Source organism: Saccharothrix sp. NRRL B-16314, assembly GCF_000716595.1.
GTDB lineage: Bacteria > Actinomycetota > Actinomycetes > Mycobacteriales > Pseudonocardiaceae > Actinosynnema.
Genome location: NZ_JNXC01000037.1, coordinates 1 through 13,368, shown reverse-complemented (window position 1 = coordinate 13,368; position 13,368 = coordinate 1). Strand labels below are relative to the sequence as shown.

Annotated in this window: 5 protein-coding genes and 2 pseudogenes; 2 read left to right on the top strand and 5 right to left on the bottom strand. The window is 67.4% G+C overall.

Annotated features, from left to right (window positions below):
* Positions 1–337 precede the first annotated feature (337 nt).
* The 3 genes and pseudogenes from OQ02_RS33770 to OQ02_RS40405 form a co-directional block, all read right to left on the bottom strand.
* A complete protein-coding gene (locus tag OQ02_RS33770; protein WP_156077479.1) occupies positions 338–1,870 on the bottom strand; it encodes an ISL3 family transposase in 1,533 nt (510 codons plus the stop codon).
* A gap of 239 nt (positions 1,871–2,109) precedes the next feature.
* A complete protein-coding gene (locus tag OQ02_RS46835) occupies positions 2,110–2,244 on the bottom strand; it encodes a hypothetical protein (RefSeq protein WP_269321658.1) in 135 nt (44 codons plus the stop codon).
* A gap of 536 nt (positions 2,245–2,780) precedes the next feature.
* A pseudogene (locus OQ02_RS40405) lies at positions 2,781–3,542 on the bottom strand (transposase family protein).
* Between the two features lie 728 nt (positions 3,543–4,270).
* Between OQ02_RS40405 and OQ02_RS33760 the strand changes: the two are divergent.
* Positions 4,271–10,156 (top strand): polymorphic toxin-type HINT domain-containing protein, encoded by a 5,886-nt coding sequence (locus OQ02_RS33760; RefSeq protein WP_081916127.1) that lies wholly within the window; start codon positions 4,271–4,273, stop codon positions 10,154–10,156.
* Between the two features lie 121 nt (positions 10,157–10,277).
* Positions 10,278–10,721, top strand: a complete 444-nt coding sequence (locus OQ02_RS44360; protein ID WP_156077478.1) for a hypothetical protein — start codon at positions 10,278–10,280, stop codon at positions 10,719–10,721.
* Positions 10,722–10,755: 34 nt separating this feature from the next.
* Here OQ02_RS44360 and OQ02_RS46270 read toward each other — a convergent pair whose 3' ends face one another.
* Entirely contained in the window at positions 10,756–11,508 is a 753-nt protein-coding gene (locus tag OQ02_RS46270) for a transposase (RefSeq protein WP_231500343.1), read from the bottom strand.
* 583 nt (positions 11,509–12,091) lie between these two features.
* Positions 12,092–12,364: pseudogene (locus OQ02_RS46265) on the bottom strand (transposase); the annotation flags it as partial.
* Positions 12,365–13,368 lie beyond the last annotated feature (1,004 nt).

Here is a 13,368-nt window from a genome sequence, read left to right as displayed (position 1 = left end):
ATGTCGGATGGCTGCGCAGGTTCGAATCCCCGGCAGGAGCGCCAAAGGATGGGAACAGGTCTGACCAGCGGATCTATAGCGGTAGCCTGGTGGTCGAATGCCGGTTTGGGCTCCAACCGTCGGAGTGAGTGGCTAGGCGGTGGGCGGAGGGTGACGGACCGTCCACGGCCTGCCGCATCTTCTTGTCGTAGAAGTGCCTCGATTTTAGTTCGGGCTCCACTGCGCTTCGGCATTACCATCTCCGCATAGTGCGTCGTACTGGAGGAGTCGGTCGGCCTGCATGGGTCTATCTCGTGATCGGCTCTGGCCCGTAGCCGGTGGTGACGCTGGGCGTTTGTCAGGGCAGGAGGATGCGGTGGCGGAGGAGGTCGAATCCGGCGCGTCCGTGCATCTGCCTCATGATCCTTTTGGTGCGGGTGTTGACGCCTTCGGTGCGACCGTTGTGGTAGGGCAGGGTGAGAGCGGCGTCCACAGCGGACCGGTCGATCTCGAGACCGTTGGTGAGACTGCGCAAGTGCGGCAGGTCGACGGCGCGGGCCGCCGCGATCCAGTCGGTGAGTTTCGCGTCGTTGCCCGCGGCCGGTGTCAGCAGGGCGGCGAAGCCGCGCACCAGATCGGCGAGTGCGGCCATCTCCGGGCACGCCATGGTGATCTGCTCCAGCAGCGCCGTGTCCTTCGCGCGCAGGTTGTCGGGTTTGGTGAGCAGGAGCCGGCTGGCGTGACGGGAGGTCGTGACCGGGCGGTCGCCTTCGGCGCGACCCTGGTTGAGGTAGCGGATCAGCAGGTTGGCGCTGCCGGTGTAGCCCGACTCGCGGATCTCGGCGAGCAGCTGGGTGACAGGGACCGCGGGGTCGGCCGCGCGGCGGGCGCGCAGATGGTCGCGGTAGGGGTCGACGAGGGTCGGGCGGTAGGTGGGGGCGATGCGCAAGGTTTGGGGTTCGGGCATGCGGGCGTAGCGTTTGACGGTGTTCAGAGCCACGCCGAGGCGCCGTGAACAGTCGAGCAGGCCGACGCCCCGGCCGAGCAGCTCGTGGACCTTGTTCCAGCGTTCGCGGACGGTCTGCTCGTGGACTCCGCCGGGGCGGGACGGGTTGACGGTGGCCCAACACCCGGCATGCGCGCGGACTTCGACCAAGACCTTGTCGCAGAGATTGCGCCACAGGTGCCATCGGTCGCCGACCTGCACCGCGTCAGGCAGAGCGCGGCGGACGGCCTCGGCGTAGGTGGCCGAGCCGTCCCGGCACACGACCTCGACACCGGGATGCTCGCGCAACCAGGTCTCCAGAGTGGCGGCGTCGCGGCCGGGCAGGACCGCGACACGTCGGCCGGTCTCGGCGTCGATGACGATCGTGGCGTAGCGGTGGCGGCGGCACAGGGCGAAGTCGTCCACGCCGATCACCCGCGGAACCGTCAGCTCGGGCAGCGGCAGGCGTCGCAGACGGCGCAACGCGGTGCTGCGGGACACCGGCACGGCGAGCACTCCGGCCAGCCGTGCGGCCGCCCGACCGCATAACTCCTGCGCCACATGGGATATCTGCCGGACAAGCCGCACCGTGCGGCGCTGGTGGCGTTCCAGCAGTCCGGGAACCTGCTCCCGGAAGGTCTGCCGCAGGCAACTCCGAGCCGGGCAGACCAGCCGCCGCACGCGCAGGTGCACGACGACCTGACGGCCGTCGACCGGCACGTCCTTCAGCGTCCGATGGTGGTATCCGTGCACCTTCGCCGTCGGGGTCCCGCACACCGGACACGCCACGGGCACAACCCGAGTACGGGCCGTGACCGCCACCATGCCGCCGCTCTCTGCCACGTCCTGGACAACCAGCGCCGACAATCCGGAAAACACCGTCCGCACAAGGGAGTCGACATCCATCACAAGATCATGATCATGGCTGGTTACTCGACGTCACCACCGACTACGGGCCAGAGCCGCTCGTTTGACAGACCCGCCCCGTCGCTGCGGACCCTGAAGACGACTTGGATGCCGGCGTCGGCTAGGACGCGTCGAACACGGTCGGGACTTGCAGTCTCGGTCGGTGACCAGCAGGTGTGTTCGTACTTCGGAGGCCGCGGTACCAGGACGTAGCGGGCAGGGTTGTGCGTTAACCGCCGTTAACGGACGGCGTCGGTCAGGGCGCTGGACAGGGTGGCAATGCAGCGCCGCATGGTGACCGGACCGCGTCCGGCGGCCAGCCGGTCGTGGATGAACAGCGCGATGTGCTGGTGGCTGAGCGCGTCCAGCCGCACCGCGCCCGGGGCGGGAACGAGATCCTTGAAGACATAGTCGCGGTAGCGGGCCGTGGTTGTCGGCTTGAGCGCTGACGCCTTATCGCGCAGCCAGCGGTCAGATAGTCGGCGACGGTCTGCTTGTCGTCGGCGACGATGCCGGTCCGCTCGTACTCCAGCACCTTGCCCGACGCCGCCTGAGCTTCTGTCGTGGTGGCGAAACCGCTGCGCCGCAAGGTCCGGACACCCGTCCAGCGACGGCAGGTCGACCGCGAACGCCCACCGCCGTGCCTACCGCCCGCCAGGTCGGGGCACCGGGTGCCGAGCTGCCTGCCCGCGCCATCCCGGCAGCCGCACCGTCGACACACGCGCCCATGTTGAGGGTTGCTCATCATGACCTTCTTTCGCGTTCCACCTCCCGAGGTGGAGGTGGAACACGAGCGTGCGACCACGCCGCGACCACCGGCGACGTCACCACAGGTCTGGTTCACGGCACTTGTCGACAAGACACCACATGGGCTCCATGATCAGGACCCGTCACTGAGCCCTTTCCAACCTCATCCGGCGGCGAGGTGGAGTGCGAGGACGGCTCGGGTCAGGTCGGTGATGCGGGTGGTGGAGCAGCGGAGCCTGCGCAGTAACCGCCAGGCTTTGAGGATCGAGACGGCACGTTCGCCCAGGGCGTGGATGCGGGCGTGGGAGCGGTTGACCGCCTGCTGTCCGCGCGAGAGGTTGTGCCACCTGCCCCGGTAGGGCACGCGAAACGGACCGCCCGCCCCTCGGTAGGCCTTGTCGGCCCAGCAGTCGATGTCGGCCACGGTGAGGGCATCGACGATGCCGTGGGTGCGGGCCGCGGTCAGATCGTGGACCGAGCCCGGCAGTGCCGGCGAGGTTCACAGCAGTCGCCCGGCCGGATCAGCCAGGACTTGGATGTTCATGCCGTGCCGCTTGTGCTTTCCCGAGTAGAAGGGACGATCGGCGGCGATCCGGTCGATGCGCAGCAGAGTGCCGTCGAGGATGACGTACGCCTTGCGCGCGGCGACCCGCGTCGCCTCGGTGAGATCCGGCGCGAGGGCGGCCAGAAGCCGGACCGCCTCGTGGACGTAGCGGCAGACGGTGGCCAAGCCGATGCCGAACCCGGCCGCCAGGCGGCTGTAGGTGTCGCCGCAGCGCAGATGCGCCAAGACCAGCAGGGCCTGACGTCCGGGATTCAGGCGTCGCCACCTGCTGTCGATCCGCCGTCGATGCGCGGTCAGCTCACGAGCGAGGAACTGGAGGTGTGAACTGGACAGGTCGATCGCGGATGGGTAGACAAGCACTCGAAGCTCCTGGCGATGGCCTTGCTCTTGGTCGAGAAGTCATCTACCAGGAGCTTCGCCGCGTCTGCACCACGGTCACAGGTCCACACCATCAGGTTGGAAAGGGCTCACTGTCGTTCGTCGCACCGCCAGCACTTGCTTGCCACTGGTCCGCTGCTCGGTGCGCTTCAAGCGCACACCTTGTCGCCTGCTTCGGTGCAGGACAGGGTTTGTCTCCGGTGATGATCAGTTCGCTGTCGGGGTGCGTTGTGGGACTGCTGGGGTTCGTGTCCGAATTCTGCGGATTACTGCCGTTCTCGCCGGGATCGCGCCGTTGTTGCAGGTCGCGAGGGCCTTTATCGATTACGCTGACGATTCCTGGTCGCGATGACTGCTTGTCGTGGATTCACTCGGTCGGTCGTGTCTTTGGTTGCCGGTTTTCCGCTTCAATGGCACGGCACTGCCGTCTCGGCGGTGAGTTGATCACTTTGACATCCGGGGGGATATTCATGCTGTTCGGTGGAAATTTCTGACGTTGTAGTCGCTGGGTCCATATGGGCGAGAACGGCTCGTCCGGGTGGCTCCAGGGGCTTCGTTCCTGTGGTTGCGTCCTGGCATGTATCGGCTGATTCGACGTGTCGTGTCGGTTTCAGCCAGTTCCTTCATGTCCGGTTTTGTGCTGCGCACGATTCGCGTATCGATCGAATTTGGGATTTGGGGGAGCGGTGACGGAACCGGGGACGATTCGGATGAGCCGGATTCGTTGGTTGGCAGCGGTGTGCGTGCTGTTGGTGGCGGCGAGCCTGCTGCAACCGGTGACGTGGGCGCGTGCGGTGGCGGGCGAGGTGCCCGGGGTGACGGCGGGGCCGGGGCCGGTGGACAGACCGGCGCCGGAGTCCGCACGTCCGGACGAGGCGGTTCCGCCGGAGCAGTGGCCGCCGGTCGTGCCGACGGGTGTCGAGGCCGGTGGTGAGCCGGTGCGCCTGTCCGCCGAGGACTGGGAGCGCGTGCGCAAGCCGGGCCAGGCCGCGGCGAAGAACGCCGAGGAGGTGTTCGCTGGCGTCCTGACACGCCCTGGGTTCGCGCTGGGTGACACCTCGTTGGTGGCCTACTTCGACGTACGCCACGACGACCGGGCGTGGTCGTCGTGGCGTGCGCGGGTGTTCGAAGCGTCGACTGGTACCGAGCAGGCCTCGACGGTGTTGCCGCGGTCGGAGTTGGGGACTCCCTGTGGGGTGGTGCGGCAGTTCTGCCGCACGTTCGGCGGCCGTGAGGGTTGGGTCCTCGATCCGGCCAAGGAGTACTTCGTCACGCTGGCCGCCATCCTGGACGAAGGCGGCGAGTTGGTGTCCGCGCCCGGGCCGAACACGCGTCCGCGCACGACGGTCGAACCGCCGCCGATCCCGGTCGAGCAGACGTCCGGTTGTGGTTGCGGGTCGGCGTTGAGCACGACCGCCGCGCGGCAGGCGTTCCGCGGTGACGGCGTGAACACGGCGACCGGCGCGTTCACCCGCATCGAGCCGGATCTGGCGATGGCGTCGTTCGGCGTCCCGTTCTCCTCCACCCGGGTGTACTCCTCGACGTTGACCGCTGCGGGTCTGTTCGGTCCGGGGTGGGCGTGGTCGTACGGCATGCGCGTGACGCAGACCGACGACGGCGCGATCGTGCTGGCGGACGACGGCGCGAGCGTGCTGTACCGGCTGGTCGACGGCGGCTACCAGCGTCCGCCGGGTGTGCGTTCGACGTTGCGCAAGACCGATGCCGGCTGGGAACTGGTCACGGTGGGCCAGTTGGTGTACGGCTTCGACGCGCAGGGTCGCCTGGTGTCGATCCGCACGCCGCGTGGCGTGGGCGTGACGCTCGCGTACGGCGAGCAGGAGATCACGATCACCGATCCGTCGGGTCGGGTGGTGCGTGCGCGGGTCGAGGGCGGCTTGATCCGCTCGATCACGTTGCCCGACCACCGCAAGGTCCAGTACGAGTACGACGCGGCCGGCAGGTTGGCGGTCTATAAGGACGCCCGCGCCGGCCAATGGCGCTACGGCTACTCCGCCGAAGGCCGGCTGGTCGACGTGATGGACCCGCAGCCTCACCGGACCACCTTGGTGCGCAACGAGTACGACGCGGCCGGGCGGATGGCGCGCCAGCTCGACGCCGTCGGCAACGCCACCACGTTCGTCTGGAACGCGGGCGAGCAGGAGGCGACGACCACTGACGCGGACGGCGTGGTGGTCCGCGACGGTTACCGCGGCAACGTCCTGCTCTACAGCAGGCGCGGCGCGGGTGACACGGACAACCACCGCTACGACGGCTCGCTCAACCGCAACCTGCTCGTCAACGGCAACCACAACCAGCACGAGTCGCAGCACGACGCCAACGGCAACCCGACCCGGCGCACCGCACCGCAGGGCTTCGACGAGAAGACCAAGTACGACGAGCGCAACAACCCGATCGAGTTCGTCGACGCCAAGGGCAACGTCTGGAAGAACACCTACAACGAGTTCAACGAGCTGATCCGCAGCACCGACGCCGAGAACCACTCGATCAACTACGCCTACGACGAGCGCGGCCTGCGCACCACCACGACCGACCAGCGCGGCAAGGTCACCCGCTTCGAGCACATCCCGGCCGGACAGACCAATTCCGGGCTGCTCGCGGCGGTGATTTCGCCGGAAGGCAGGCGCACGGAGGCCAAGTACGACGCCACCGGCCGCCGGATCACCTCGACCGACCCGCGCGGGACGGTGCAAGGCGCCGACCGGCGGGCGTTCACCACCGAATACCGCTTCGACGCGCAGGACCGCGTGGTCGAGGTGTCCGAGCCTGGCAAGCACCACCCGTGGCGCACGAACTACGACGAGGTCGGCCGGGTCTCCAGCACCGTCAACCCCGAGCACGTGAAGGTCGAGTACCACTACCTCGACAACGGACGGCTGGCGAAGGTCACCGATCCGCGCAAGACCACCTCGATCACCTACACCAACGCCGGGCGCCGCGCCGCGGTACGGATCGAGATGGGACGCGGCGAGCAGGACATCGTCACCGCCTACCGGTACAACGCCAAGGGCCTGCTGCACCAGACGATCTCGCCCCGCGGCAACGTGCCGGGCGCCGTCGAAGCGGACTTCACCACCACCTACCGCTACGACGCCAACGACAACCTCGTGCGCATCTCCCGCCCGTACCCGGGCGGCAAGGTCGTCCACAAGGACATCAAGGTCGACGAACTGGACCGCACCACGTCCACCGTGGACGAATTCAACAAGCCGTCCACCTTCCAGCGGGACAACACCGGTCAGGTCACCGAGACCAAGGACACCCTGGGCCGCAGCCTGACCATGGGCTACGACCGCAACGGCCGGCAAACCTCGAACACGGACGCCGGGCGCAACACCACGAAGTCGACCTACGACGAGGCCGGCAACAAGATCCGCCAGGAGAACGCCACCGGCGGCGTCACCACCTGGACCTACAGCGACGACGGCCTGCTCGCCAGCGTCACCGAACCGCGCGGCAACGTCGAGGGCGCCGACCGCGAGCGGTTCACCACCCACTTCGAGTACGACCTGGCGGGCAACCGCACCAAGGTCATCGACCCCCTCGACCACACCACGGTCTCGGCCTACGACGCGAACAACCGGCTCACCTCGGTCACCGACGCCAACCAGCACACCACCCACTACCGGTACCGCGAGGACAACCAGATCGAGAGCGTCCACGCTCCCGACGCCCGCTACCACCCGCACGCACCGCACAACGACGCCACCGTCTACAGCTACCACCACGACGGCCTGCTCGCGGCGATCCGCGACCCCAACCACCACGTCCGCCGCATCGACTACGACCGAGCCGGACGCCCCACCAGCACCACCGACCCACTCGGCCGCCGCGTCGAAGCCACCTACGACGTCGAGAACAACCTCGTCGCCGCAATCACCCGCGGCGAGCACGAACGCCTCAGCGACGCCGAACGCGCCAAGCGCACCATCGTCGACACCTACGACATCGTCGGCCGCCGCACCGACCGAGCCCTGGGCGACAACGGACCGAAGTACACCTGGGGCTACGACGCCAAGGACCGCATCACCGCCTACGGCGACCCGCTCGGCGTGCGCAAGGTCTCCTACGACGACGAGGACCAGATCACCCGCGTCACCCGCGAAGAGGCGGCCGGGCGCAGCGAGACGTTCGACTACGACTACGACGTGCGCGGCAACATCACCGCCCGCGCCTACCCCGACGGCACCCGCGTCACCAGCGGCTACGACGCCGACAGTCGCCTGTCCGAACTGGCCGTGAACGGCGGCAGCGCGGGCGCCGACGCGGCCACGTGGCGGTTCGGCTACGACATCGCGGGCCGTCGCACCAGCACCACCCTGCCCCAGGGCACCGGCCTGGTGGAACGGCGAACCTACGACGACGCCGGCCGCCTCACCACCATCGGCACCGACCGCACCCCCGGCACCGGCCCACCGGCCGACGTACAAGATCCGATTTCCGCCTACCAGCTCGACCTGGACCCGGTCGGCAACCCGATCAAGGTCACCACGACCCGCGGCGGGGTGTCCGAGGCCGTCGCCTACGCCTACGACCCGGCCGACCGCGTCACCTCCGCCTGCTACGCCGCCACCAACTGCAATCAGCATGCGCAGGCCGCCGGGCGCATCGACTACAGCTACGACCTGGTCGGCAACCGCCTCACCCAGAAGCGCACCGGCACCGCCGGCAGCGACACCACCCGTTACCACTACGACGCCGCCGACCAGCTCCGCAAGCGCATCGTCACCCAGCACCGCGCCGACGTCGCCAACGCGCCCGACGGCGAGACGAACGGGTGGCCCAGCACGGTCACCGACTTCGACTACGACATCAACGGCAACCAGACCAAAGCCGGCCGCGACACCTTCACCTACAACCTCGACAACACCCTGGCCAGTGCCACCACCGGTGGGCGCACCACCGCGTTCGCCTACGACGCCACCGGCCTGCGCCTGACCGCCACTTCCGGCGCTGGCCAGGCCACCACCACCCAGCGCTGGAGCTGGGACGTCAACGGCACCCTGCCGCAGATCGCCCTCGACACCACCACCAACGCCGCCGGCGCCACCACCGAACGCCGGGGCTTCACCTACGGACCGGACGACGAGCCGTTGGCCCTGCTCGACCCCGGCACGGGCGCCCACTCCTACACGCACGACTGGCTCGGCGGCGTGGCCAACATGCTCAGCCCCGACGGCGTACCCGAAGCGGGCTACGACTACGACCCGTTCGGCAACCCGCGCGAAGGCGGCACCCTCAAGCCGGGTGACCCGTCCGGCCCGGCGAACCCGCTGAAGTACACCGGCGCCTACCAGGACTCCACCTCGGGCGGGGGCAACTACTACCTCCGGGCCCGCAACTACAACCCCGACACCGGACGCTTCACCAGCACCGACCCCATGCCCCAACCCGGGCCCGCCATCTCCGCCTACGCCTACGCCAAGGGCGACATCGGCGCCTGCGTCTCCGTGGTCATCGGCGCCCTGCCCTGGGGCAAGATCTTCAAGGCCAAGAAGATCGCCGAAGCCATCTTCCGCGCCGGCAAAGCCGTCGTCACCTTCTTCCAAGAGATCAAGTGGGCCCGCGCCATCATCCAAGGCGCGGAGAAAGCTGCCGAAGCCGCCAAGGCAGCAGCGGCGGCCGCAGCCAAGGCGGCTGCGGAGAAGGCCGCGAGGGCCCGTGCGATAGCCGAAGAGGCCGCCAAGAAGGCGGCGGCGAAGGCCGCTGAACGTGCCAAGGCCGTTGCCGCCAAAGCTAAAGCGGCGACAAAGAAGAAGCCGAAGGACTGCCACAGTTTCCCAGCTGGAACCCGCGTCCTGCTGGCGGATGGTACGACCAAGCCGATCGAACAGGTGAAGCCGGGCGACACCGTGCAGGTCACCGACCCCGGCGCTGGCAAGACGGAACGCCGTCAGGTGACCCGTTCGATCCGGACCGACCACGACAAGTCCCACGTCGTCGTCACCGTCCGTGACGACAGTGGACAGCACACCGTCAAGACGACCGACAACCACCCGTTCTGGTCGGTCACTCAAGGCCGCTGGGTCGAAGCCAAGCACCTACAGCCGGGTGCACTCCTCCGCACGGCAGCGGGAACGCATGTCCAGATCGATGCGGTCCGTGCCTACAGCGGAGCACAACGCACCTACGACCTAACGGTTGACGGCGTCCACACCTACTACGTGGTCGCCGGAACGGCATCTGCCCTGGTTCACAACTGCGGCAGCGAGGTGCGTGACGGAGCAGGCCTGTCGCCAGACGAGTTGATGTCCAGAGCTGAAGAGCTTCGCGATTCATATGCCAACAGCGTCAAGGGGCTGTCACAAAGCAAACGCCCAGCAGTTGTGACCGCAGGCTACAATGTCGAGACCGGACAGTATACGGCCGGGGAGTCGGTCAAGGGTGTGTGCGCCGAGGTATGCGTGGTGAACAAACTCGGTGGAGATCCGTCGAAGATCGTGTTCACCTCTGCGGTACGTCCGCGCACGGGGCAGCAGATTAACATCTGTGTCTCGTGCGAGGGGCAGTTCGGCAGAGGTGGGTTCCAAGGATCAGGGACTGTCTTTGACGCCGACGTTTTGAGACTCTTCGACTGAGTGGGAGATAGTGGAGTTTGAACTAGGGCGGCACAGGTGGGCGTCGCTGCGGGGAGTCCGTGGTGACGCCCACCTCCTCGAAGCTGCCATCCGTGAGCTTGTCACTGCGACCGATCGGCAAGTGGCGGAAGAAGCGCAGGCGCGTATCCAGAAGGAAATTTTCGATAACGAGCTGTTGTCTGAGGCCGCACCTGCAGTGGCATCAAGCTTGGTGCATGCCTTGTGGTGCTGTTCGCCGTTGGCTGAGGATATCATCTTGGGTCTGCTTGCCGATATCTCCGGTGGTGAGGTGGATGAAAGGGATCCGCTTGTCTACGGAATGGTGTCTGCGGAGAAGTGCCTGAAGGAGGTGCGCCTTGGGTTTCCTGCATATGTCGAGATTCTGGAAACCGGGGAGAATGTCCATTCTCGTTCGGCCTGTGTGGATCTAATTTTCATGTGTGGAATTTCGAGTGGAGACCTCAGGCAGCGGGCCGTGTATTTCTTGCGATCGGCGCTGAGGTGTTCGGAGTTCGTCGAACAGCGACAAGTGATTGAATCTTCACTCTCCGAACTTGAGGACTAAGCTTGACTCTGTCGGTGATCTTGTCGCTGCTGTGTCAGCTGGCGGCTCGCCAGGAACGCAGGCGCGGGATGTCCTGCTCATCGAGGTAGTCCTGGAAAGCCGTCGGTGGTCGTGCGGGCGCGCTTGTTCCGGGAGGGTGCCGGCTGAGGCGTTCAATGTTGACCACGATGGCGGTGAGCACGTGCTGTAGGTGGGTTTTGCTCTGTCCCCGGTAGCGGCAGCGGCGCATGCCATGACCGTGGGTGAACTCGAAAATGGTCCCCTCGATGCCGGAACGCACCGCGTAGCGCTTGTGCCAGGCAGGTTCCTGCCGTTCGGCGCGGTTGCGCAGCTGCAGTTCGAGCAGCTCTTTCGGAGGGAAGCCCACGCTGCGCGCGGAATCACGGGAGGTGGTGCACCGGGCTCGGACCGGGCAGGGCTGCCACTGGCCCTTGGTGAAGCGGGCCACGATCAGCGGGGCTGCGGTCGGCGAGGAAGTCGGGTAGGGGCCGTGCCGGCCTCGGCTGACCTGGCCTTGTGGGCAGGTGACCTGGCGGCGGTCGAAGTCGATGCGGAAGTCGTCGCGGGCGAAGCCTTCGCCCTTCCAGTGCTGGTGGGTGGGGTTTCCCGGGAGTGGTCCGATGCCGGTGATCCGGTGTTCGCGTTCGGCCTGCTCCAAGTGGACCAAGGAGGTGTAGCCGCCGTCGACCAGATGCCGGTCCGGGGCGTAGGCCGCGGTGTTGCAGTCTGGTGTGGATGCCGGGCAGGACCCCGGCGTCGGAGCTGGTGGCAGGCATGGTCGCCACATCGGTGATCACGTTCGGGCTGTCGCCGGAGCAGGTCTCGGTCACGTGCGCGAGGAACCCCTGCCAGCGGGTGACCTGCCCACGACGCGCGTAGCGCGCCGTCGGGTCGTAGGGCGAGACGATCCGATTCGCAGACGGCGGAAGACCGCTGCCCTCCTCGTCCTCACGCCACCGCAGGCGGCCCACGGCATCCCGGTGGTAGTTCTGCACCAGCACCTGCCGCAGAGCCTGGACCTGGAAGATGTCCAGCAGGCCGGGATGGTTGTGGCTGAGGTGTTCGAGCAGGTGGCGGGCGTCCGCCCCGGTGGCGTTGATCCTGCTCTTGGGTCGGGTCGGGTTCTTGCCCAAACGTACGGGGCGGCCGTAGCGGCGGCCCCAGTGCTCGTCGACCAGCCCGTGCAGCGCATGATCGGCGACGCGGGCGAGTTCCTCCAAGGCCGCACGCACCGCCTCTGTCACCAATTCGAGGCGGGTCAGGTCGCGCACGGCGGCCAGGACGTGGGTGGAGTCGGTGCGCTGGGTGGTGCGCTCGCGGACCAGTCCGGCGTCCTTCAGACGGGCCAGGGCGACATCGAGGAGGTGGTCCGCCCGGCCGGCCCGTAGGAGGCGGTCGCGGAAGTCGCCGAGCACGCTGTGATGGAAGCCGGGATCGTGCAGCTCCAAGCCGAGCGCGTACTTGAAGTCGATGCGGCAGCGCACGGCCTCCGCGGCGCCGCGGTCGGACAGGCCCAGCAGGAACTGCAGCACGCTCACCGTGGCCAACTGGGCCGGCGAGAGACCAGGGCGCCCGTTACGCGAGTAGCAGTCGGCGAAGTCCTCGTCCTTCCACAGGCCGTCGAGGCGGTCACGCACCCACATCGCCGTCGTACCACTGGGATTGCTGGCTCGCGCCATCCGCGCGGTGAGTTCCGGGACCTCCACCGCGGACCGGGGACCGACCGGTAACGACATCTGACCACCTCAGGGAGCATCGCGACTTCACCGACTCCCTGAAGCCTCGCTGTTACCTACCGGTCACCCTCCACGACACACCGACCGTTCCAAGATCACCGACAGAGTCAAGCTGAGGTGATGTTCCGGGGCATGTCCGACCACAGTATGGGGTCGGACAGGTTGTTGGGCGGGCAGGCTCCGCTGGCGAGCTGGGAACCGCAGAGGGGCGTAGCGTTTCGAAATTCTCGTCGTGTCGGCCGGTATATGCGAAGGACTCGGCAGTAGCTGCACAGTTTCGAGTCCCCGGAGGACGTCAACCTATGCAGCCAGTGATCACGCCTGTGCATTGGGCGTTTAGTGGTGCTGCGACGGCACAGCTGGACGCGCCAGTGCCGGTACGGCGGGCGGTGCAACGCGACGACCAGGCGGTGGCCGGTTGGGTGAAGGACACGTGGTCGCAGGTGGAAGCGCTGCGGCGGCGCTCGACGCTCGGAACGTCTTCGAAGACGAATCCGGCATGGCGATGACGCCGCTGGCCTCTCGCGCCTGGGTGCTCCGCGGTCGCACCCCGGTGATCCGGGTGCGAGCCGGGGCACGGCGTCAACTATCGGTCGCCGCCCTGACCCGCTACAAGACTGGTCAACGCTCACGACTGATCCATCGCCCTCGACTGTGCACCGGACGCGGCGGGCGCCGCAGCTTCGCCTAGACCGACTACCGCGACCTGCTCATCGCGGCACATCGCCAACTCGGCGCGCCATCATGCTCATATGGGACAATCTGCCCACCCATCGGTCCGACGACATGCTGTCCTTCGTCGACAGCGCGGACTAGTGGCGCGTCTCGGAGGGTTGACCCGGTAATCGATCGGTCGGTCTGATCGGCGAGGCTGGTCCCGCATGTCGAGTGCGGGAGGTGGTTGTGGCTCG